At 64.5% G+C, this 21,489-nt stretch carries 18 protein-coding genes; 11 read left to right on the top strand and 7 right to left on the bottom strand.

The genetic code is table 11. The features are described 5' to 3' along the window. Positions 1-13: 13 nt before the first annotated feature. The gene (locus FFS60_RS04530; protein ID WP_137821270.1) at positions 14-379 is read left to right on the top strand and encodes a helix-turn-helix domain-containing protein; all 366 of its coding nucleotides are present in this window, start codon (positions 14-16) and stop codon (positions 377-379) included. Positions 380-449: 70 nt separating this feature from the next. Here FFS60_RS04530 and leuA read toward each other — a convergent pair whose 3' ends face one another. From leuA to xseA, 4 genes are all read right to left on the bottom strand, one after another. Continuing rightward, a complete protein-coding gene (leuA, locus tag FFS60_RS04525) occupies positions 450-2,120 on the bottom strand; it encodes a 2-isopropylmalate synthase (protein WP_137821269.1) in 1,671 nt (556 codons plus the stop codon). A gap of 355 nt (positions 2,121-2,475) precedes the next feature. Beyond that, a complete protein-coding gene (locus FFS60_RS04520) occupies positions 2,476-3,699 on the bottom strand; it encodes a mechanosensitive ion channel family protein (protein ID WP_137821268.1) in 1,224 nt (407 codons plus the stop codon). 107 nt (positions 3,700-3,806) lie between these two features. Then, positions 3,807-4,628 (bottom strand): peptidoglycan DD-metalloendopeptidase family protein, encoded by an 822-nt coding sequence (locus tag FFS60_RS04515; protein WP_137821267.1) that lies wholly within the window; start codon positions 4,626-4,628, stop codon positions 3,807-3,809. 2 nt (positions 4,629-4,630) lie between these two features. Continuing rightward, positions 4,631-6,010: an exodeoxyribonuclease VII large subunit gene (xseA, locus tag FFS60_RS04510; protein WP_137821266.1), complete on the bottom strand. Its 1,380-nt coding sequence runs from the start codon at positions 6,008-6,010 to the stop codon at positions 4,631-4,633. A 99-nt stretch (positions 6,011-6,109) separates the two neighbouring features. Here xseA and FFS60_RS04505 point away from each other — a divergent pair, with 99 nt between their 5' ends. The 3 genes from FFS60_RS04505 (at position 6,110) to guaA (ending at position 9,916) form a co-directional block, all read left to right on the top strand. Beyond that, complete coding sequence (locus FFS60_RS04505; RefSeq protein WP_137821265.1) at positions 6,110-6,661, top strand: sugar ABC transporter ATPase; 552 nt, start codon at positions 6,110-6,112, stop codon at positions 6,659-6,661. A gap of 127 nt (positions 6,662-6,788) precedes the next feature. Next, positions 6,789-8,258 carry an IMP dehydrogenase gene (gene guaB, locus FFS60_RS04500; RefSeq protein WP_028628636.1) on the top strand — a complete coding sequence of 490 codons (1,470 nt, stop codon included), beginning with the start codon at positions 6,789-6,791 and terminating at the stop codon, positions 8,256-8,258. A gap of 80 nt (positions 8,259-8,338) precedes the next feature. Then, positions 8,339-9,916, top strand: coding sequence for a glutamine-hydrolyzing GMP synthase (gene guaA, locus FFS60_RS04495; protein WP_137821264.1), 1,578 nt, complete (start codon positions 8,339-8,341; stop codon positions 9,914-9,916). A 118-nt stretch (positions 9,917-10,034) separates the two neighbouring features. Here the strand turns inward: guaA and FFS60_RS04490 are convergent, their stop codons facing one another. After that, positions 10,035-10,688, bottom strand: coding sequence for an intradiol ring-cleavage dioxygenase (locus FFS60_RS04490; RefSeq protein WP_137821263.1), 654 nt, complete (start codon positions 10,686-10,688; stop codon positions 10,035-10,037). A gap of 215 nt (positions 10,689-10,903) precedes the next feature. Here FFS60_RS04490 and FFS60_RS04485 point away from each other — a divergent pair, with 215 nt between their 5' ends. Together FFS60_RS04485 and tadA are read left to right on the top strand one after the other, a co-directional pair. Further along, positions 10,904-12,268, top strand: coding sequence for a multicopper oxidase family protein (locus FFS60_RS04485; RefSeq protein WP_137821262.1), 1,365 nt, complete (start codon positions 10,904-10,906; stop codon positions 12,266-12,268). Positions 12,269-12,275: 7 nt separating this feature from the next. Further along, on the top strand, positions 12,276-12,779 hold the full coding sequence (gene tadA, locus FFS60_RS04480) for a tRNA adenosine(34) deaminase TadA (protein ID WP_028628632.1): 504 nt from the start codon (positions 12,276-12,278) through the stop codon (positions 12,777-12,779). A gap of 90 nt (positions 12,780-12,869) precedes the next feature. Here the strand turns inward: tadA and mltF are convergent, their stop codons facing one another. Beyond that, positions 12,870-14,333, bottom strand: a complete 1,464-nt coding sequence (gene mltF / locus FFS60_RS04475) for a membrane-bound lytic murein transglycosylase MltF (RefSeq protein ID WP_218570587.1) — start codon at positions 14,331-14,333, stop codon at positions 12,870-12,872. A gap of 166 nt (positions 14,334-14,499) precedes the next feature. Here mltF and purL point away from each other — a divergent pair, with 166 nt between their 5' ends. From purL to FFS60_RS04460, 3 genes are all read left to right on the top strand, one after another. Beyond that, a complete protein-coding gene (gene purL / locus FFS60_RS04470; RefSeq protein ID WP_028628630.1) occupies positions 14,500-18,396 on the top strand; it encodes a phosphoribosylformylglycinamidine synthase in 3,897 nt (1,298 codons plus the stop codon). A 106-nt stretch (positions 18,397-18,502) separates the two neighbouring features. Then, on the top strand, positions 18,503-18,763 hold the full coding sequence (locus tag FFS60_RS29380) for a CDGSH iron-sulfur domain-containing protein (RefSeq protein WP_081668060.1): 261 nt from the start codon (positions 18,503-18,505) through the stop codon (positions 18,761-18,763). Between the two features lie 168 nt (positions 18,764-18,931). Continuing rightward, entirely contained in the window at positions 18,932-19,249 is a 318-nt protein-coding gene (locus FFS60_RS04460; protein WP_028628629.1) for a YqfO family protein, read from the top strand. Here the strand turns inward: FFS60_RS04460 and FFS60_RS04455 are convergent, their stop codons facing one another. Continuing rightward, positions 19,250-20,122 (bottom strand): helix-turn-helix domain-containing protein, encoded by an 873-nt coding sequence (locus FFS60_RS04455; protein ID WP_137821260.1) that lies wholly within the window; start codon positions 20,120-20,122, stop codon positions 19,250-19,252. Between the two features lie 147 nt (positions 20,123-20,269). Between FFS60_RS04455 and FFS60_RS04450 the strand changes: the two genes are divergently transcribed. After that, on the top strand, positions 20,270-21,175 hold the full coding sequence (locus tag FFS60_RS04450; RefSeq protein ID WP_028628627.1) for a DMT family transporter: 906 nt from the start codon (positions 20,270-20,272) through the stop codon (positions 21,173-21,175). Then, on the top strand, positions 21,172-21,489 hold the full coding sequence (locus FFS60_RS04445; RefSeq protein ID WP_028628626.1) for a cupin domain-containing protein: 318 nt from the start codon (positions 21,172-21,174) through the stop codon (positions 21,487-21,489). The genes FFS60_RS04450 and FFS60_RS04445 overlap by 4 nt, the downstream gene beginning before the upstream one ends.

Genomic DNA, 21,489 nt, shown 5'->3' with positions numbered 1-21,489 from the left:
TACCGAGGCAATCATGAGCGAACACAAGCCACTACCTGCCGGGGGAAGCCTGCTTGTGGCGGGAGAAAAGGTCTACAACACGCCGGTGGAAGTCACCCTGGCAGTGATCGGTGGCAAGTGGAAGTCGCTGCTGGTCTATCACCTGATGCCGGAGGCACGGCGCTTTTCCGAACTCAAGCGGCTGGTGCCGGGTATCACCGAGAAGATGCTGGCCCAGCAGCTGCGTGAGCTGGAACGCGACGGTATCGTCTCGCGCACGGTCTACGCCGAAGTACCGCCTCGGGTTGAGTACCGCTTGACCGAGCATGGCAGCAGCCTGAAGCCGGTGCTGGATTCCATGTGCGCCTGGGGCAAGTGCCACTGGCAGCAGCAGGGCTGAATACTCCCGGTAGGTTGCCTGCAAAACAAAACCCCGCCTGCTGGCGGGGTTTTGCTTTGCGGTATCAGCCTCAGGCCGCTTCGGCCTCGGCCTGGCTCAGGGCGCGGTTGAGGGCGCTGAACAGCGCGCGGAAGCTGGCTGTGGTGAGGTTTTCGTCAATGCCGATACCGTGCAGGGCACGGCCACCGTTGACGCGCAGTTCGATGTAGGCCGCAGCCTTGGCGTTTGTGCCGGCACCGATGGCGTGCTCCGAGTAGTCCATGATCTCGACCTTCACCGGCAGGCTGGCCACCAGGGCTTCCAGCGGGCCCTTGCCCATGCCGCGCAGGTGCTGGGTTTCGCCCTTGACCTGGACTTCGATATCCACGGCACTGGTACCGTTCTCTTCCTGCAGGCGATGGCCTTTCAGGGTGAAGGGCGTGCTGGCCTGCAGGTACTCGCTGTCCAGCAGTTGGTAGATCTGCTGGGCAGTCATTTCCAGTCCCAGGCGATCGGTTTCCTTCTGCACCACCTGGCTGAATTCGATCTGCATGCGGCGCGGCAGGCTGATGCCGTACTCCTGTTCCAGCAGGAAGGTGATGCCACCCTTGCCGGACTGGCTGTTCACGCGAATCACCGCTTCGTAGCTGCGGCCAATGTCGGCCGGGTCGATTGGCAGGTAGGGCACTTCCCAGAGGGCGTCTTCCTGCTGTTGGGTGAAGCCCTTGCGGATGGCGTCCTGGTGGGAGCCGGAGAAGGCCGTGTGGACCAGGTCGCCCACGTAGGGGTGCCGCGGGTGAACCGGCAACTGGTTGCACTCTTCGACCACTTTGCGCACGGCATCGATGTCGGAGAAGTCCAGCTGCGGGTGCAGGCCCTGGGTGTACATGTTCAGTGCAAGGGTCACCAGGTCGACGTTGCCGGTGCGCTCGCCGTTGCCGAACAGGCAGCCTTCGACTCGGTCGGCGCCGGCCATCAGGCCCAGTTCGGTGGCGGCCACGCCGGTGCCACGGTCATTGTGGGTGTGCAGGCTGATGATCACCGAGTCGCGGCGGCTGACGTGGCGGCCGAACCATTCGATCTGGTCCGCGTACACGTTCGGCGTTGCGCACTCAACGGTGGCCGGCAGGTTGAGGATGATCTTCTTCTCGGGGGTCGGCTGCCAGACATCGATCACCGCATCGCAGACCTCGACGGCGAAGTCCAGCTCGGTGGAGCTGAAGATTTCCGGCGAGTACTGGAAGGTCCAGTCGGTTCCCGGCTGCTCGGCGGCCAGCGTCTTGATCAGCCTGGCTGCGCTGGTGGCGATTTCAATCACGCCGGCCTTGTCCTGGTTGAAGACGATGCGGCGGAACGAGGGGGCGGTGGCGTTGTAGACGTGGACGATGGCTTTTTTCGCCCCACGCAGGGACTCGAAAGTGCGGGTGATCAGGTCCTCGCGCGCTTGGGTCAGTACCTGGATGGTGACGTCGTCGGGGATGTGGCCGCCTTCGATCAGCTCGCGAACGAAGTTGAAGTCGGTATCCGAAGCGGAGGGGAAGGCCACCTCGATTTCCTTCAGGCCCACCTGCACCAGGGTCTTGAAGAAGCGCATCTTCTTCTGCGCATCCATTGGCTCGATCAGCGACTGGTTACCGTCGCGCAGATCGGAGCTGCACCAGATCGGTACTTCAGTGATGGTCCTGGACGGCCAGGTACGGTCCGGCAGGTTGATTGCGGGGAAGGCGCGGTACTTGCGGGATGGGTCTTTCAGCATGCTCATGGGGCAAATCCTTTTTACTGCGGGCCGTGTGGTGGTCGGCCAGGCATTGAATTCAGCGGGTGCGACGAAGGTGAGATTCAGCCACGCAGTCGGGGGCTGACCAGTCGCAGGCAGGCGTGTTGACGCAGAAGGATGAGGGTGTGTGCGGTTTTCATAAGGGCTAACCCTATTCATCGTGAGTGAATATGGCAAGCATTGCGGGAAAAATGGTGAAAAAGAGCGCAAGAATTTGCAAGGAGGAGATTTATTGCGTAGTTGTTGCGATTTACTAGAAGTAATTGCGTTGCTCTTTTGGGGGCGAGACAGCCAGCCCGCGAATCGCCCCTTGCCGGGCAATTCGCGGTCAGCCTTGAGGTCATTCCTGCGGCGCTAGACGCAGCGCTCGCATGTCCGCACCGCTGGGGTGCTGGAACACTCGCAGGCCGAACTCCGGAAGTATCGCCAGCAGGTGGTCGAAGATGTCGGACTGTATAGCCTCGTAGCGGGCCCAGGCCGTGGTGTTGGTGAAACAGTACAGCTCCAGCGGCAGGCCATCAGCGGTAGGGGCCATCTGACGCACCAGCAGGGTCATGTCCTTGCGGATGTCCAGGTTCTCCCGCAAGTAGTGCTCCACGTAGGCGCGGAAGGTGCCGAGGTTGGTCAACTGGCGGCTGTTGATCGGCAGGCGGGCAGCCTCATCCAGTTGGCTGTTCCAGCTGAGCAGCTCGCTTTCCTTGGCTTTCAGGTAGCCGTCCAGCAGTCGGAAGCGGTGCAATCGGGCGATGTCGTCCTCGCGGAGGAAGTGCACGCTGTTCTGATCCAGATAGAGACAGCGCTTGATCCGACGGCCACCGGATTCCTGCATGCCGCGCCAGTTCTTGAACGAGTCAGTGATGAAGCGCTTGGTGGGAATGGTGGTGATGGTCTTGTCCCAGTTCTGCACCTTCACCGTATGCAGGGCGATGTCGATCACGTCGCCGTCGGCGTTGAGCTGGGGCATCTCCACCCAGTCACCGACGCGAATGATGTCGCTGGAGGTGATCTGTACGCTGGCCACCAGCGACAGCAGAGTGTCCTGGAAAATCAGCAGCAGAACTGCGGCCATGGCGCCGAGACCCGACAGCAGGATCAGCGGCGAGCGGTCGATCAGGCTGGCGATCATCAGGATCGTGGCGATGGCGAAGATCGCGATCTTCAGCACTTGCACATAGCCCTTGATGGGCCGCAGGTGGGCATCCTTGCGGCGCTGATAGAGGCTGCTGACGATGTTCAGCGCGGCGCTCAGGGCCAGAGCGACGGTGAGGATGATGAAGGCGGCGCAGACGTTGGTGATCACCTCCACCAACGCGTTTGGCAGGTTCGGCACCACCCTTACGCCGCCGGCCAGCACCAGGGCGGGCACCACATTGGCCAGGCGCTTGATCAGGCCGTGGTCCTGAATCTGCGCGCCGGTGACGTGGAACAGGCCGCGCAGCAGGATGCGGCGGACTATCCAGTTCGACAGCCAGGCCAGGAGGATAAGGGCGGAAGTGGCGACGACGGTGTGCAATTCCTGATGCTGCCGCAACCATTCCAGCCAGTGGGTGACTTCGCTACTCATGGGCTGCTCCCTTCAGATATCCGTTTGGCGGGGTGGGCCCCGAAGCCGCCGGACCTTAGCAAATCAGAGCCGCGCAGCCCAAGCCCCGGGTGTATGCGCAAATGTCCTCAGGGCTTGTAGGCACCGATGAAGATGGCCGGGTCAACTCGCACATCGTTGAGGCTGACGTTCCAGTGCATGTGCGGGCCGGTCGCGCGGCCGGTGGCGCCGACGCGGCCGATCACGCCGCCGCGGGGCAGTTGCTGGCCGAGTTTCACCTCTACCTTCGACATGTGACAGAACATGCTAATCAGGCCTTGGCCATGGTCGACGAACACTGTCTTGCCGTTGAAGAAGTAGTTGCCGATGAGAACCACCTTGCCGGCCGCGGGCGCCTTGATTGGCGTGCCCGCACCGACCGCGAAGTCCAGGCCGGAGTGCGGGTTGCGTTCTTCGCCATTGAAGAAGCGGCGCAGTCCGAAGGGGCTGGAGAGGGGGCCGTTGACCGGCTTGTCGAACAGCAGGTTGCTCGGTGTCCCGGGGCTGAAGCGGCGGTAGGCAGTGGTCTGCTCGGCCAGTTCGCGGTCGATGCGTTTCAGGTCTTCCGGCAGCGGGTTCACCTGGCGGGTATTGGCCAGCTTGATGTGTTGCTCGCGATAGGTGCGGCTGCCGACGCTGAAGCCCAGCCGGCGCCCATCGCTGACCTCGATCAGTTGCTGCCCGACCTTGGTACCCAGCGGGATGCCGACGATGGCGATCCAGTTGCGGCCGTCTTCCTTGACCACCAGCACCGGTTTGCCCTGGTAGCGCGCGGTGGGCGCCTGGGGGCCGTTGCCGAGCTGGACGACGGCTACGCCGCCTGGAACCGGCTTGTTCAGCAGCCGGCTGATGAAACCTTCGGCATGGACGGGGAGGGCGAGGCAGAGGAGCAGGGCGGCAAGCAGGCGCATGGTCAGTCCAGCAGGGAGAGGTTCACGGGCGTGAGGTGGTTGTCTTCGACGCGCACGTCCAGTTCGCCTTCTCCGAGGCGGGCCTTCAGGCGCTGGCCGGGGTGGGTCTGGCTAGCGGTGCGGACGGCTTGTCCACGTTCGTCTAGCAGGATGCTGTAGCCGCGCCCGAGGGTGGCCAGGGGGCTGACGACGTGCAGTGTCTGGGCCAGGGCGTCAAGGCGCTGACGACGATCCTTGAGGGCGTCGCGAGCGGCGCGGGGCAGGCGTTCGGCAAGGTTGTCGAGCTTCTGCCGCAGCAGGGCCAGGGTGCGTCCGGGATGCTGTGCGGCGAGGCGGGTGTCCAGGCGTGCCAGGCGTTCGTGTCGTACCTGCTGCTGGCGCTCGAACGCGCGCCGTAGGCGCATGTCCAGGTCATCCAGCCGTTGCGCTTGCTGGCGCAGGCGCTCGCCGGGGTGACGCAGGCGTCGGAACAGCCCATCCAGGCGCAGGCGCTCGCGGGTCAGTTGGTCCCGCAGACGCAGGATCAGGCGGCGATGCAGGCTGTCGAGGCGCTGCTGCAGGTCTCTGGCATCTGGGGCCAGGAGTTCGGCGGCGGCGGAGGGCGTCGGTGCGCGCACATCGGCGACGAAATCGCTGATGGAAACATCCGTTTCATGGCCGACGGCACTGACGATGGGGGTCTGGCACGCGGCCACGGCGCGGGCCACTGCCTCTTCGTTGAAGCACCAGAGGTCCTCCAGGGAGCCGCCACCACGGGCGAGGATCAACGCATCGAAGCCTTGCGCATCCGCCAATCCCAGGGCGCGGACGATCTGCGCGGAGGCTTCGCGGCCCTGCACGGCGGTGGGAATGAGGGTCAGCTGTACCTGGGGTGCACGACGGCGAAAGACGCTGATGATGTCGCGGATCACCGCGCCGGTGGGTGAACTGACGATGCCGATACGCTGCGGGTGTGCCGGAAGCGGGCGTTTGCGTTCCGCGGCGAACAGCCCTTCGGCGGCGAGTTTTTCCTTAAGGGCCTCGAATGCCAGGCGCAGGGCACCATCGCCAGCCGGCTCGACGGCATCGGCGATCAGTTGGTAATCGCCACGACCCTCGAACAGCGAGACCTTGCCACGCACCCGCACCGCCAGGCCATCGCGCAGCGCCTGCCGTACGCGCAGGGCGTTCTGCCGGAACAGGGCGCAGCGAACCTGCGCCTGGCTGTCCTTGAGGGTGAAGTACAGGTGGCCGGAGGCAGGCTTGGCCAGGTTGGAGATTTCACCCTCCACCCAAACCTGCGGAAACACGTCCTCCAATAGATGGCGGGCACGTTGGTTGAGCTGGCTGACGGTCAGTACCTCGCGATCGAGGCCAAGCCGTTGGAAGGGATCGTTGATCATGGGCCGGAATGATAATGGCTTTGGCATCTTGCGCCATAGTTGACGGTTGAAGGGCACTGATTAAGCTGCGTGCCCTTTCTTCTGCCATAGGAGCCTGAAATGGAGACGAGCCAACTGATCATCGTGCCGCAGATTTCCAGCGTGCCCGGGCACCAGGCCCTGGCTGGACGCATGCAGCGCTGGCTCGCCCAGCGCGGGGTGGTCGAGGCGCTGCCAAGCACCTGTGGCGTGCGCGGCAATCGCATGGCCTATGCCATCGCCCCCAGCGCGCGGCAGGTGGTCGAACATCCTGATCGCTTGCCGTTCGGCCAACCCGTGAATGGCCTGGAGGTGGTGGATAAACGCTGCATCTATACGCCCACCCGTAACTTCCTCAAAGAAGCGGGCTGCCCGGAATGCCGCCGGGAAGTCGGCGAGCCGCTGTTCGAGAGCCTGGAGGATTGGTGGCCGGGGATCACGGACAACTTCAGTTGCCCGGAGTGCGGTCACGAAGACGACATCAACGGCTTTCTCTTCCTGCAGCCCTGCGGGTTCTCCAACCTGGGGTTCATCTTCAATGGTTGGGGCGAAACCGCCTTTACCCAGGCATTTCTCGATGCGTTCGGTGAGCGCCTGGGGTTCAAAGTGCGCCAGGTGCGGACGGACGGCTGATGACCGCTGATCGGCTTGGCATGTTTTTTCGCGGGAATGGCACTGCAGGCCATCGGCCGCGTTGAGCAGAGGCCGTAGCCTCGTTATAATGGCGCGCTTCCAATTTTCCCGCCTGGGAGCCCCCGCCATGCTGCGCATCAGCCAAGAAGCCCTGACCTTCGACGACGTTCTCCTGATCCCGGGTTATTCCGAGATTCTGCCCAAGGATGTCAGCCTCAAGACCCGCCTGACCCGCGGCATCGAACTGAACATCCCGCTGGTTTCCGCAGCGATGGATACCGTGACCGAAGCCCGCCTGGCCATTGCCATGGCCCAGGAAGGTGGCATCGGCATCATTCACAAGAACATGACCATCGAGCAGCAGGCTGCCGAGGTGCGCAAGGTCAAGCGCCACGAGACGGCCATCGTCCGTGACCCGGTCACCGTCACGCCCTCCACCAAGATCATCGAACTGCTGCAGATCGCCCGTGAATATGGCTTCTCTGGCTTCCCGGTAGTGGAAGAGGGCGAGCTGGTCGGCATCGTGACCGGCCGCGACCTGCGCTTCAAGCCGAACGTCGGCGATACCGTGGCGGCGATCATGACGCCGAAGGACAAGCTGGTCACCGCCCGCGAAGGCACCCCGCTTGAAGAGATGAAGGTCAAGCTCTACGAGAACCGCATCGAGAAGATGCTGGTGGTCGACGAGAACTTCTACCTGCGCGGCCTGGTGACCTTCCGTGATATCGAGAAGGCCAAGACCTACCCGCTGGCGTCCAAGGATGCGCAAGGCAGCCTGCGCGTAGGCGCTGCAGTGGGGACCGGCGCTGACACCGGCGAACGCGTTGCCGCACTGGTCGCAGCTGGCGTCGACGTGGTGGTGGTGGACACCGCCCACGGCCACTCCAAAGGTGTGATCGAGCGCGTACGCTGGGTCAAGGACACCTACCCGCACGTCCAGGTGATCGGTGGCAACATCGCCACTGGCGAAGCTGCCAAGGCCCTGGCCGAGGCTGGCGCGGACGCGGTCAAGGTCGGTATCGGCCCGGGCTCCATCTGCACCACCCGTATCGTCGCTGGCGTCGGCGTACCGCAGATCTCCGCCATCGCCAACGTGGCTGCCGCCCTGGCTGGCTCCGGCATCCCGCTGATCGCCGACGGTGGCATCCGCTTCTCCGGCGACCTGTCCAAGGCCATCGTGGCTGGCGCGTCCTGCGTGATGATGGGCTCCATGTTCGCCGGTACCGAAGAGGCACCGGGCGAGGTCGAGCTGTTCCAGGGCCGTTCCTACAAGGCCTACCGTGGCATGGGCTCGCTGGGCGCCATGGCGCAGTCGCAGGGCTCTTCCGATCGTTACTTCCAGGACTCCTCGGCCGGTGCCGAGAAGCTGGTTCCGGAAGGTATCGAAGGCCGCGTCCCCTACAAGGGAACCCTGACCGCCATCGTTCACCAGCTGATGGGCGGCCTGCGTGCCTCCATGGGCTATACCGGTTGCTCCACGGTCGAGGAAATGCGCACCAGGCCGCAGTTCGTGCGCATCACCGGCGCCGGCATGGCCGAGTCCCACGTCCATGATGTGCAGATCACCAAGGAAGCCCCGAACTACCGCGTCGGTTGAGGCTGACTGAAATCTAACGCGTCACGGGGCTGTCTGATTCAGCCCCGTGTCGTTTGTGAATTCCGTAACGAGAGATGGCCATGTCCCAAGACATTCACGCCCACCGGATCCTGATCCTCGACTTCGGCTCCCAGTACACCCAGCTGATCGCCCGCCGCGTGCGCGAGATTGGCGTGTACTGCGAGATCCACCCCTTCGACATGAGCAATGAGGCGATCCGCGCCTTTGCCCCGCGCGGCATCATCCTCGCCGGTGGCCCCGAGTCGGTGCATGAAGCCGATAGCCCGCGTGCGCCGCAGGCCGTGTTCGACCTCAATGTGCCGTTGTTCGGCATCTGCTACGGCATGCAGACCATGGCCGAGCAACTGGGCGGCAAGGTGCAGGGTTCCGACCTGCGCGAGTTCGGTTATGCCCGCGTCGACGTGGTAGGCAAGGCCCGCCTGCTGGATGGCATCGAAGACCATATCGACGACGACGGCGTTCTCGGCCTCGACGTGTGGATGAGCCACGGCGACAAGGTCACCGACATGCCGGTCGGCTTCCACATCCTGGCCAGCACCCCGAGCTGCCCGATCGCCGCCATGGCTGACGATCATCGCGCCTACTACGGCGTGCAGTTCCACCCGGAGGTGACCCACACCAAGCAGGGCGGTCGTATCCTCTCCCGCTTCGTGCTGGACATCTGCGGCTGTGCCGCCCTCTGGACCCCGTCCAACATCGTCGAAGACGCCATCGCCACCGTGCGCGCCCAGGTGGGCTCGTCCAAGGTGCTGCTGGGCCTGTCCGGCGGCGTGGACTCCTCGGTCGTGGCGGCCCTGCTGCACCGTGCCATCGGCGACCAGCTGACCTGCGTTTTCGTCGACAACGGCCTGCTGCGCCTGCACGAAGGCGACCACGTGATGGCCATGTTCGCCGAGAACATGGGCGTACGCGTGATCCGCGCCAACGCCGAAGAGAAGTTCCTCTCCCGCCTGGCCGGCGTTGCCGACCCGGAAGAGAAGCGCAAGATCATCGGCCGCACCTTCATCGAAGTGTTCGATGAGGAAGCTACCCGTCTGCAGGGCATCAAGTTCCTCGCCCAGGGCACCATCTACCCCGACGTGATCGAGTCGGCCGGCGCCAAGACCGGCAAGGCCCACGTGATCAAGTCCCACCACAACGTCGGCGGCCTGCCGGAAGACATGCAGTTCGAACTGGTCGAGCCGCTGCGCGAACTGTTCAAGGACGAAGTGCGCAAGATCGGCCTGGAGCTGGGCCTGCCCTACAGCATGGTCTACCGCCACCCGTTCCCCGGCCCGGGCCTGGGCGTGCGTATCCTCGGCGAAGTGAAGAAGGAGTACGCCGACTTGCTGCGTCGCGCGGACCACATCTTCATCGAAGAGCTGCACAAGGCGGACTGGTACCAGAAGACCAGCCAGGCCTTCGTGGTGTTCCAGCCGGTGAAATCCGTGGGCGTGGTCGGTGACGGCCGCCGTTACGCCTGGGTCGTGGCCCTGCGCGCGGTGGAAACCATCGACTTCATGACCGCTCGCTGGGCGCACCTGCCTTACGAGCTGCTGGAGACCGTCTCCAATCGCATCATCAACGAGATCGAAGGCATCTCCCGCGTCACCTACGACGTGTCGAGCAAGCCGCCAGCGACCATCGAGTGGGAATGATGCCAGTGCGAAAGCGCTAGCGACAACCGACCGGCCAGGCTCTCAAAGCCTGGCCGGTTTCGTTTTGTAGGGGGCGCTTGTCCTTTTTGTTGGGGCGAATTTATTCGCCCCAACAAGATCACACGTTGGCGTGGGTATCGACCACCAGCGTCAGTCGCGCTATGAATCCGTCGTCGTCCTCGACCAGTTCGGCAATTGACTGTTCGCCCTGCTGGCGGCGGAAGACGTAGTCCTGCTCCAGCGGTGTCCAGTCCTGGCCGGGGTGGGAGTAGGGCGGTTTCGCCATCGCCGGGCGGATCACCGCTTCGGGGAAGTACAGCTGGCCGGTGTGGATATCCCGCTCACTAAGATGCACCTTCAGGTGCACATGGTTGGTCCGGCCGGGGTAATAACCCGGGAGGATGCTGCGAAATTCCGCTCGGCCGTCGTCGTCGGTGATCTGTACACCACGCAAGTAGCGGCTTCTCGAGTCGCTCCCGACGCCCGAATAGGCGCCTTGTGCATCGCAATGCCAGATCTCCAGGGCGGCGTCGCCCAAGGGGCGGCACCCGTCCAGTTGCAGCACCTCGAACTGAAGCCGCAAGGCGGTGCCTGGTTTGCCGTCCGTGACGTCCTGGCGCAACAGCGCATCTTCCAGATAGAAGGGCCCGGCGGTCTGTACCGGGCTGAGACGGCAGGCCCTGGTGCTGTCGGACTGGCTGAATCGCGGCCAGCTCAGCAATACCAGGCCGCCGAGACCGAATTGCATCAGTTGGCGGCGGGTGGGATGCACGGAGACGATCCTCTGCAGAGAGTCGGGACATCTCTTTCAGCCTAGACCTGGCACGAAACGCATGCCGCGCCCATCGGTCGCGGTCAATGCGGATGCTTTCCCTTATCTTTCTCGATTGCTGGGTGTATCTTTGGCGCCCCGTAGTCCGGCCCGACAGAGGCCGGTTCGATTAGCCGATGGGACAGCCCCGTTCTTCCCCTGAGGAGCCTGACCCCATGTCGTTCACCCGCAGACAGATTCTCGGTGGCCTGGTTGGCCTCGGTGTGGTCAGCCTCGGTGCCGGCGGCGCCCGCTATTGGCTCGGCCGCACGCTGGATGCCAAGACCCACGACTATGAGCTGATCGCCGCACCGCTCGATCTAGAGCTGGTCGCCGGTCATTCCACTCCGGTCTGGGCCTACGGCGGCCAGGCGCCGGGCGTCGAACTGCGCTCGCGCCAGGGCGACTGGCTGCGAGTGCGCTTCATCAACAAGCTCGATGAGCCCACCACCATCCACTGGCATGGCATTCGCCTGCCGCTCGAGATGGACGGCGTCCCCTATGTGTCGCAGTTGCCGGTCCTGCCCGGCGAGTACTTCGACTACCGCTTCAAGACCGACGACGCCGGCAGCTTCTGGTATCACCCGCACCTGTCCAGCGCGCACCAATTGGGGCGCGGCCTGGTTGGTCCGCTGATCGTCGAGGAGCGTGAGCCCAGTGGCTTCAAGCACGAGAAGGTGCTTAGCCTGAAGACCTGGCATGTCGACCAGGAAGGCGCCTTCACCGCCTTCAGCGTCCCCCGCGAGGCCGCCCGTGAAGGCACTCGTGGCCGTCTGACCACCATCAACGGCAAGCCGCTTCCAACCGTGGAGCTGCCAGCCGGCCAGGTGGTGCGTCTTCGCTTGCTGAACCTGGACAACACCGTTACCTACCGGCTCAACCTGCCGGGGGCCGAGGTGCGTATCTATTCCCTGGATGGTCACCCCGTGGAGCCCCGCGACCTGGGCAAGGAATACTGGCTTGGGCCTGGCATGCGTATCGAACTCGCCATCAAGGTGCCGGCAGAAGGCACCGAACTGCCGTTGCGCAATGGCCCGCTGCGTCTGGCGACGCTAAAGAGCGTGGCCAGCAACGAGGCGCCCGGCGACTGGCCGGCACCGCTACCGGCCAACCCGGTACCCGAGCCCGACCTGGAAAAGGCCCAGGTGCTGCGTTTCAACTTCGAGTGGGCTGCCACCCTGGCCAGCGCGGCCGGAAGGCCGAGCAACTACTGGCAAATCAACGGCAAGGCCTGGGACATCGACGACAAGACCTGCGCCGACCGCCCGATCGCCAAGCTGAAGAAAGACGGCCACTACATCTTCGAGCTGCGCAACATGGCTCAGTACCTGCACCCCATCCATCTCCATGGCATGGCCTTCAAGGTGCTGGACTCGGACCGCAAGACCATCATTCCGTACTTCACCGACACCTACCTGCTGGGCAAGAACGAGACCGCGCGCATCGCGCTGGTCGCGGAGAACCCGGGGGTGTGGATGTTCCACTGCCACGTCATCGACCATATGGAAACCGGCCTGATGGCCGCCATCGAGGTTGTCTGAACTGACCATGCGCCAGCCCCAGATCATCGACCGCAGCCGCGACGAACACTTCATGCGTGAGGCCCTTGCCCTGGCCCAGCAGGGTGCGGCGCTGGGCGAGGTGCCGGTGGGGGCGGTGCTGGTCAAGGATGGCGAGATCGTCGGGCGCGGCTTCAACTGCCCGATTTCCGGCCATGACCCCAGTGCCCATGCCGAGATGGTGGCAGTACGTGACGCTGCTAGCCGTCTTGAGAACTACCGCCTGGTCGGCAGTACCCTCTACGTCACCCTGGAGCCGTGCAGCATGTGCGCGGGGCTCATCGTCCACTCGCGGATCACCCGCGTCGTCTACGGCGCCACCGAGCCCAAGGCCGGCGTAGTGGCCAGCCGCGGCCAGTTCTTCAATCAGGAATTCCTCAACCACCGGGTACTGGTGGAGGGGGGCGTGCTGGCGCAGGAATGCAGCGAGATGCTCTCGGCGTTCTTCCAGGCGCGCCGAGCGGCACGCAAGGACGGCGGCTCCCAGGTGTAGCTGAAGCCAGTCATGCCGAGTCGTTGCGGGGTGTCGTTGGGGTTCGCTTCGCTCTCGCGGAACGCCGCCCGCACCAACCTGCGGGGGGGCTCAGAGTTTCTCGTCCTGCTGGTTTTCCGGCGGGCGGGTCTTGTTGATGCCTGGCAGGTGGCTGGCGTTTTCAGCCAGTTGGCTGCCTTCCAACTGCGGCTGGGTCACCCAGGTGAGGATGTCGTAGTAGCGGCGGATGTTCTGTACGAAGTGCACCGTCTCGCCACCGCGGGCATAGCCGTAGCGAGTCTTGCGGTACCACTGCTTCTGCGACAGGCGCGGCAGCATTTTCTTTACGTCGAGCCACTTGTTCGGGTTCAGGCCCTCGGCCGCGGCCAGCTTGCGCGCGTCACCCAGGTGGGCGATGCCGATGTTGTAGGCGGCCAGGGCGAACCAGGTACGGTCCGGTTCCTTGAGGTCCTCGGAGAGACCGTTCTTGATCAGGGTGAAGTACTTGCCGCCGCCGTGGATGCTCTGCTGGGCACTCAGGCGGTTGGACACGCCCATGGCCTTGGCGGTGTTCTCGGTCAGCATCATCAGGCCGCGCACGCCGGTCTTGGAGGTGGCGGTGGGCTGCCAGAGGGATTCCTGGTAGCCGATGGCGGCCAGCAGGCGCCAGTCCACATCATTCTTCTGCGAGGCCAGGCGGAAGTGCTGCTCGTACTTGGGCAGGCGCTGCTGCAGGTGCTTGGCGAAGGTGTAGGCACCCACATAGCCGAGTACGTCGACGTGGCCGTAGTAGCGATCCTTTAACCGCTGCAGGGTGCCGTCCTTGCGGGCCTTGTCGAGGAAGGCGTTGACCTCGTTGTAGAGGCTGTCGTCCTCGCCCGGCGGCATGGCCCAGGCCAGGCTGGTGGTGTCGCCCAGGTCGAAGGCGACGCGCACATTGGGAAAATAGACCTGGTTCATCGCCAGTTCGTTGGAGTCCACCAGGGTCAGGTCGATCTGACCTTCGTCGACCATGCGCAGCAGGTCGACCATTTCCACCTCGTCCGATTCCTCGTATTTCAGTCCGGGCAAGGTGGCTTTCAGCTTGGCAAGCTGCTCGGCGTGGCTGCTGCCCTTGAGCACCAGGATGCGCCGGCCGACCAGGTCGTCGGGGCGGGTAGGGCGGCGTTCGCCGTTGCGGTAGATGACCTGGGGGGTGACGTCCAGGTAGGAATGGGAGAAGCGCACTTCGTTCTTGCGCGCCTCGCTGGCCACCAGGCCGGCGGCTGCCAGCACAGGACCATTGGCCTGGCCCAGCCGGGAGAAGACGTCGTCCAGCTTGTCGGCGGTCTCGATCTTGAGTTCGACGCCCAGGTCGTCGGCGAAGCGCTTGACCAGCTCGTACTCGAAGCCGGTTTCGCCATTGCGATCTTGGAAGTAGGTGGCCGGGCTGTTGCGGGTGATCACGCGTAGAACACCCTCCTCCTGAACGCGCTCGAGGGTGGTGGGCTGTTTGCAGCCGACGAGCATCAGGAGGAATCCGGTAGCCAGGGCCCAGAAAGCCCGACGTGTGCCGAACACGTGTTGATTTAGCATCCACGGAGTATACGCAAAGGCTGGCGGACGCCATATCTCGACAGAGGGCATCTTCTCTGCTAGCTCTCGGGCGACGCGAGGCACCTTCAGAGGTGCCGGAAAGCGGCGCTTTGCGCTAGAATGCACGGCCTCCAAGCACACCCCTTCCCCAGAGGCTGTCCCGAAGATGTTGATCCTGCGCGGTGCTCCCGCCCTTTCCGCTTTTCGCCACGGCAAACTGCTCGAGCAACTGACCCAGAAGGTCCCCGCCGTCAGCGGACTCTACGCCGAGTTCACCCACTTCGCCGAAGTGATTGGCGTACTCAGCGGGGAGGAAGAGCAAGTCCTGGCTCGCCTGCTCAAGTACGGCCCCAGCGTTCCGGTGCAGGAGCCTCGCGGCCGCCTGTTCCTGGTCGTGCCGCGCTTCGGCACCATCTCGCCCTGGTCGAGCAAGGCCACTGACATTGCCCGCAACTGCGGCCTGGCCAAGATCGAGCGCCTGGAGCGCGGTATCGCCTACTACGTGGCCGGTGAGTTCAGCGACGCCGACGCGCAACTGATCGCCAGCAGCCTGCATGACCGCATGACCCAACTGGTGCTGGCCGGCCAGGAAGAGGCCGCCAGCCTGTTCAGCCATGCCCAGCCCAAGCCGCTGACCGTGGTCGACATCCTTGGCGGCGGCCGCGCCGCGCTGGAGAAGGCCAACGTCGAACTGGGCCTGGCGCTTGCCGAAGACGAAATCGACTACCTGGTGAAGAGCTTCAACGATCTGGGTCGCAACCCCCACGACGTCGAGCTGATGATGTTCGCCCAGGCGAACTCCGAGCACTGCCGCCACAAGATCTTCAATGCCAGCTGGGACATCGACGGCCAGGCGCAAGAGAAGAGCCTGTTCGGCATGATCAAGAACACCTACGAGATGCACCGTGAAGGCGTGCTGTCCGCGTACAAGGACAACGCTTCGGTGATCGTGGGCTCCACCGCCGGCCGCTTCTTCCCGGACCCGGCGACCCGCCAGTACGGCGCGACCCAGGAGCCCGTGCACATCCTGATGAAGGTGGAAACCCACAACCACCCGACGGCCATCGCGCCCTTCCCCGGCGCCTCCACCGGCTCCGGCGGCGAGATCCGCGACGAAGGTGCCACCGGTCGCGGCGCCAAGCCGAAGGCCGGCCTGACCGGGTTCACCGTTTCCAACCTGCAGATCCCCGGTTTCGAGCAGCCTTGGGAGAAGCCCTACGGCAAACCCGAGCGCATCGTCACCCCGCTGGACATCATGATCGAAGGCCCGCTGGGCGGCGCCGCGTTCAACAACGAGTTCGGCCGTCCGGCCCTGACCGGCTATTTCCGTACCTTCGAGCAGGCCATCGACACCCCTCACGGTGAAGAAGTCCGCGGCTACCACAAGCCGATCATGCTCGCTGGCGGCATGGGCAATATCCGCGCCGAGCACGTGCAGAAAGGCGAAATCTCCGTCGGTGCCAAGCTGATCGTCCTCGGCGGCCCGGCCATGCTCATCGGCCTTGGCGGTGGTGCCGCTTCCTCCATGGCTACGGGTTCCAGCTCCGCCGACCTGGACTTCGCCTCGGTGCAGCGCGACAACCCGGAAATGGAGCGTCGTTGCCAGGAAGTGATCGACCGCTGCTGGCAGCTGGGTTCGGAAAACCCCATCAAGTTCATCCACGACGTGGGTGCCGGCGGCATCTCCAACGCCCTGCCGGAACTGATCAACGACGGTGGCCGTGGCGGCCGCTTCGAACTGCGCGCCGTACCGAACGACGAGCCGGGCATGAGCCCGCTGGAAATCTGGTGCAACGAGTCCCAGGAGCGTTACGTGCTCTCCGTGGACGCAGCGGACTTCGAGCGCTTCAAGGCCATCTGCGAACGTGAGCGTTGCCCCTTCGCCGTGGTCGGCGAGGCCATCGAGGAGCCTCACCTGACCGTGGCCGATAGCCACTTCGGCAACAATCCGGTGGACATGCCGCTCGAGGTCCTGCTCGGCAAGCCGCCGCGCATGCACCGCTCGGTCAGCCGTGAAGCGGAGCTGGGCGATGACTTCGCCGCTGCCGAACTGGACATCGACGAAGCCGTCAGCCGCGTGCTGCGTCACCCGGCCGTGGCCAGCAAGAACTTCCTGATCACCATTGGCGACCGCACCATCACCGGTCTGGTGGCGCGCGACCAGATGGTCGGCCCCTGGCAGGTTCCGGTAGCCGACTGCGCCGTTACCGCCACCAGCTTCGACGTCTACACCGGCGAAGCCATGGCCATGGGCGAGCGCACCCCGCTGGCCCTGTTGAACGCCCCCGCATCCGGCCGCATGGCCATCGGCGAGACCGTCACCAACCTGGCTGCCTCGAAGATCGAGAAGCTGGGCGACATCAAGCTTTCCGCCAACTGGATGGCCGCCGCTGGTCACCCGGGTGAAGACGCTCGCTTGTACGACACCGTCAAGGCTGTGGGCATGGAACTGTGCCCGGCGCTGGGCATCACCATCCCGGTGGGCAAGGACTCCATGTCCATGAAGACCCGCTGGCAGGATGAAGGTGCGGACAAGTCCGTCACCTCGCCGCTGTCGCTGATCGTCACCGGCTTCGCCCCGGTCAGCGATGTGCGCAAGACCCTGACCCCGCAACTGCGCCTGGACAAGGGCGAGACCGACCTGATCCTGGTTGACCTCGGCCGTGGCCAGGACCGCATGGGTGGCTCCATCCTCGCCCAGGTCTACAGCAAGCTCGGCCAGCAGGTGCCGGACGTCGACGACGCCGAAGACCTGAAAGCCTTCTTCGCCGTGATCCAGGGCCTGAACGCTGATGGCCACCTGCTGGCCTACCACGACCGCTCCGACGGCGGCCTGCTGGCCACCGTGCTGGAAATGGCCTTTGCCGGTCACTGCGGCCTGGACCTCTACCTCGACGCCCTGGCCGACAACCGTGAGGGCGTGGCCGCCGTGCTGTTCAACGAAGAACTGGGCGCGGTCATCCAGGTTCGCCAGGACGCCACGCCGGAAGTGCTGGCCCAGTTCAGCGCCGCCGGCCTCGGAGACTGCGTCGCGGTGATTGGCCAGCCGGTCAATGGCGCCAACGTTGCCATCAGCTTCAATGGCGAGGCCGTGTTCGGCGGCGAGCGCCGCATGCTTCAGCGTCAGTGGTCGGAGACCAGCTACAACATCCAGCGTCTGCGCGATAACGCCGACTGCGCCGACCAGGAATTCGACGCGCTGCTGGAAGAAGACAACCCGGGCCTGAGCGTTAAGCTCAGCTTCGACGTCAACCAGGACATCGCCGCGCCCTACATCAAGAAGGGCGCACGTCCGCAAGTGGCGATCCTCCGCGAGCAGGGCGTCAACGGCCAGGTGGAAATGGCTGCCGCGTTCGATCGCGCCGGCTTCGCTGCCATCGACGTGCACATGAGCGACATCCTGGCCGGCCGCGTCAGCCTGGAAGACTTCAAGGGCCTGGTGGCCTGCGGTGGTTTCTCCTACGGCGACGTGCTCGGCGCTGGCGAGGGCTGGGCCAAGTCGATCCTCTTCAACAGCCGCGCACGTGATGGCTTCCAGGCCTTCTTCGAGCGCAAGGACAGCTTCGCCCTCGGTGTGTGCAACGGTTGCCAGATGATGTCCAACCTGCACGAGCTGATCCCCGGCACCGAGTTCTGGCCGCACTTCGTGCGCAACCGCTCGGAGCAGTTCGAAGCCCGTGTGGCCATGGTTCAGGTGCAGGAGTCGTCCTCGATCTTCCTGCGCGGCATGGCCGGTTCGCGCTTGCCCATCGCTATCGCCCACGGCGAAGGCCATGCCGAGTTCGAGAGCGAAGAAGCCCTGTTGGAAGCCGACCTGTCCGGTTGCGTATCCCTGCGCTTCGTCGACACCCACGGCAAGGTCACCGAAACCTACCCAGCCAACCCCAACGGCTCGCCGCGTGGCATCACTGGCCTTACCAGCCGCGACGGTCGGGTGACCATCATGATGCCGCACCCGGAGCGCGTGTTCCGTGCCGTGCAGAACTCCTGGCGCCCGGACGAGTGGCAGGAAGACGGCGGCTGGATGCGCATGTTCCGCAACGCCCGCGTCTGGGTGGATTAACAGCGGCCGAAGGCCGGAGTGGGTGCTTTTTGGCCCACTCGGACATCGACAGCGAAAGGCGGGAGAAGGCAATCTTCTCCCGCCTTTTCGTTTCCGAGCCCAGCCCATGCCGGACCCGATACTTCCCGAAGTCCGCTTGCTGCAACCCGGCGATCGATGCCGCCTCTGCCGCTGTGGCCACTCGGTACAGCTACCCGATTGTCCCTCCGACTGCCCCGATGGCCTCATCCTGATTGCACCCCGCGAGCAGCGCCTGCTGTTGTGCCGTTGCGGCCAGTCCGCGCGCCTGCCCTGGTGCGATGGCAGCCACAGCCCGCCCACATCCGGCTTGGCTAAACGCTGGCGGCGCTTCTGGAAAGGTGAGTAGGGCGTCACCTTTATCGCCAGACGCACTATCTCCTGCAGAACACTTTTCCGCGCGATATGTCCAACGTGGCGTATGTGAACGGTGCCTCGGTAAAATGAGGTCAAAGTGCCATCATTTATGGCAATGTTTCCGGGCATGAACCGTTGTCGGACCCACGCGGAGAACTTGATGTACAAGCTGTGCTTCTACGTTCCAGAGAGCCATCTGGAACCGGTTAAAAAAGCCGTTTTCGCAGCCGGCGGTGGGCGTATCGGCGCCTATGACAGCTGCTGCTGGCAGGCACTTGGCCAGGGCCAGTTCCGTCCCCTGGAGGGCAGCAATCCCTACCTGGGGCAGGCCGGAATCGTCGAACAGGTCGCCGAATGGAAGGTGGAGATGGTGGTCGCCGACGAGCAGATCCACGATGCGGTCAAAGCGTTGAAGAAGGCACACCCCTACGAGACGCCGGCCTTCGAAGTCTGGCGACTGTCCGACCTGGTGTTCTGATCAGCGAAACGCCGCCCTGAACGCCCCTGGCGTGCCGCCAATCGCGGCGCGGAAGCGATTGCTGAAGTGGCTGGCGCTGGCGAAGCCGCAGGCCAGGGCGATTTCCCCCAGCGGCAGCTCGGTATCCCGCAGCAGCTTGCGCGCCCGCTCCAGGCGGCGCGCCAGCACGTACTGGTGCGGCGGCATACCGAAGCTCTCGCGGAACATCCGCGCGAAGTGATACTCCGACAGCGCCGAGAAGGTCGCCAGCTCGCCCAGGCTGATGGGTTCGGCCAGGCGGTTCTCGATGCAGTCCACCAGGCGTCTGCGCAGCGTCGGCGCCAGCCCGCCCTTCAGGCGTAAACCCTCACGCATCCCGGCCTGGGTCAGCAGGCTGTGGTGGATCATTTCGTGGGCCAGGCTGGTGGCCCGCAGGCGTTCGCCGGGCTCGTTCCAGTCCAGGTTGATCAACTGATGGAAGTTTCGCGCCTGCTGCGGGTCGTCGAGAAAGGTCCGCTCGCGCAACTGCAGCTCTCGGGGTTCGCGATCCAGCAGGGTCACCGCCGTCTCGGCGAAATGCTCGGCACTGAAGTAGAGGTGCGCCAGGCGGATTTCGCCATTGATCACCCAGGAGGATTCATGGCCGGCGGGCAGGATGCACAGCTTGTCTGGCGCGCCTTTGGTGTCCGGGCGCTCGCGGCGGAAGGTGCCGGTGCCGCCGGCCAGGTAACAGGACAGGGTATGGACCTTCGGCCCCTGGTAGTCCCTCGCGTCGTGATGGTTGCTCCACAAGGCTGCGCCCAGGCCATCGCCCAGCTCCGCACTGTGCTCGAGGCGAGCATGGGGCGAACTGCTGAGGGACTGGAAGACCTGGTTCTGTTCGAGTAGCGACATGGGAAGAACGGTCGGTGTGCGAATGGGGTTCATCCTAGCGCGCGGGCGTGGGGGCGGGCAGCTCTCCGACGAGATAAGCGCAAGTTTGTGCAAGCGGGTCGAAGGGGGCGGGCGGAGACTGGCCGCATCGAAACCGGAGTCGCCGAGATGAACCTGTCCCTTTACCTGCTCACTGTCCTGATCTGGGGCACCACCTGGATCGCCATCAAACTGCAGATGGGCAGCGTCGCCATTCCCGCCTCCATCGCCTATCGCTTCGCCCTGGCAGCCGCCGTGCTCTTCGCCGTCCTGTTGCTCAGTCGCAGGCTGCAGAAGCTCGACGGCCGCGCCCAGATGATCTGCCTGGCCCAGGGCCTGTGCCTGTTCTGCATCAACTTCATGTGCTTCTACACCGCCAGCCAGTGGATACCCAGCGGGCTGATCGCGGTGGTGTTCTCCACGGCAACGTTGTGGAACGCACTCAATGCGCGAATCTTCTTCGGCCAACGCATCGCCCCCAACGTACTCGCCGGTGGCGGCCTCGGCCTGCTGGGCCTGGGACTGCTGTTCTGGCCCGAGCTTTCGCACCATACCGCCAGCCGCGAGACCCTGATCGGCCTTGGGCTGGCCCTGCTCGGCACCCTGTGCTTCTCCGCCGGCAACATGCTCTCCAGCCTGCAGCAGAAGTCCGGGCTCAAGCCGCTCACCACCAACGCCTGGGGCATGCTCTATGGCGCCCTCTTGCTCAGTGCCTGGTGCCTGGTCAGCGGCACGCCCTTCGACATGGAGTGGAACACCCGCTACGTCGGCTCGCTGCTTTACCTGGCGATTCCCGGCTCGGTCATTGGTTTCACCGCCTACCTGACTCTCGTGGGGCGCATGGGGCCCGAGCGCGCTGCCTACTGCACCGTGCTGTTCCCGGTGGTGGCGCTGAACATCTCGGCCTTCGTCGAAGGCTATCAGTGGACCCCTCCAGCCCTGTTCGGCCTGGCCCTGGTGATGGCCGGCAACGTGCTGGTGTTCCGCAAGTCCAAGGCTTCGGTGGCCGCTCCGCCCCTGGGGAGCCGCGCATGAGCCAGCGCGTGGTGCGCAGCCGCGAGTTCACCGCCGAGCGTGCCTGGGGTGCGTTGGACATCACCAACCTCGACGGCACCACGGTGCGCCTGCACTGGACCGACCAGCCGTACATCTGGCACGTCAATGACGGCAGCGAAGTCTTCGTGGTGCTCGATGGCGAGGTGGAGATGCGCTACCGCGAAGGCGGCGAGGAGCATGCGGTGCTGCTGGGCGTCGGTGACCTGTTCCATGCCGGCCCCGGCTGCGAGCACGTGGCCCACCCGCGTGGGGCGGCGCGCATCCTGGTGGTGGAGCGCGAGGGCAGCATCTGA

The sequence above is a fragment of the Pseudomonas sp. D(2018) genome, from assembly GCF_005502555.1.
GTDB lineage: Bacteria > Pseudomonadota > Gammaproteobacteria > Pseudomonadales > Pseudomonadaceae > Metapseudomonas > Metapseudomonas resinovorans.
The sequence above is the reverse complement of the archived record's forward strand: the minus strand, read 5'-3'. Positions and strand labels throughout refer to the sequence as shown.

Bases quoted from the DNA above. Each gene is read 5' to 3' on its own strand.
- leuA (WP_137821269.1), bottom strand. From the start codon at position 2,120: ATGAGCATGCTGAAAGACCCATCCCGCAAGTACCGCGCCTTCCCCGCA.
- purL (WP_028628630.1), top strand. From the start codon at position 14,500: ATGTTGATCCTGCGCGGTGCTCCCGCCCTTTCCGCTTTTCGCCACGGC.
- FFS60_RS04505 (WP_137821265.1), top strand. From the start codon at position 6,110: ATGGAGACGAGCCAACTGATCATCGTGCCGCAGATTTCCAGCGTGCCC.
- FFS60_RS04515 (WP_137821267.1), bottom strand. From the start codon at position 4,628: ATGCGCCTGCTTGCCGCCCTGCTCCTCTGCCTCGCCCTCCCCGTCCAT.
- FFS60_RS04530 (WP_137821270.1), top strand. From the start codon at position 14: ATGAGCGAACACAAGCCACTACCTGCCGGGGGAAGCCTGCTTGTGGCG.
- FFS60_RS04445 (WP_028628626.1), top strand. From the start codon at position 21,172: ATGAGCCAGCGCGTGGTGCGCAGCCGCGAGTTCACCGCCGAGCGTGCC.
- FFS60_RS04455 (WP_137821260.1), bottom strand. From the start codon at position 20,122: ATGTCGCTACTCGAACAGAACCAGGTCTTCCAGTCCCTCAGCAGTTCG.
- FFS60_RS04520 (WP_137821268.1), bottom strand. From the start codon at position 3,699: ATGAGTAGCGAAGTCACCCACTGGCTGGAATGGTTGCGGCAGCATCAG.
- FFS60_RS04485 (WP_137821262.1), top strand. From the start codon at position 10,904: ATGTCGTTCACCCGCAGACAGATTCTCGGTGGCCTGGTTGGCCTCGGT.
- xseA (WP_137821266.1), bottom strand. From the start codon at position 6,010: ATGATCAACGATCCCTTCCAACGGCTTGGCCTCGATCGCGAGGTACTG.
- guaB (WP_028628636.1), top strand. From the start codon at position 6,789: ATGCTGCGCATCAGCCAAGAAGCCCTGACCTTCGACGACGTTCTCCTG.
- FFS60_RS04460 (WP_028628629.1), top strand. From the start codon at position 18,932: ATGTACAAGCTGTGCTTCTACGTTCCAGAGAGCCATCTGGAACCGGTT.
- FFS60_RS04450 (WP_028628627.1), top strand. From the start codon at position 20,270: ATGAACCTGTCCCTTTACCTGCTCACTGTCCTGATCTGGGGCACCACC.
- mltF (WP_218570587.1), bottom strand. From the start codon at position 14,333: ATGCTAAATCAACACGTGTTCGGCACACGTCGGGCTTTCTGGGCCCTG.
- tadA (WP_028628632.1), top strand. From the start codon at position 12,276: ATGCGCCAGCCCCAGATCATCGACCGCAGCCGCGACGAACACTTCATG.
- guaA (WP_137821264.1), top strand. From the start codon at position 8,339: ATGTCCCAAGACATTCACGCCCACCGGATCCTGATCCTCGACTTCGGC.
- FFS60_RS29380 (WP_081668060.1), top strand. From the start codon at position 18,503: ATGCCGGACCCGATACTTCCCGAAGTCCGCTTGCTGCAACCCGGCGAT.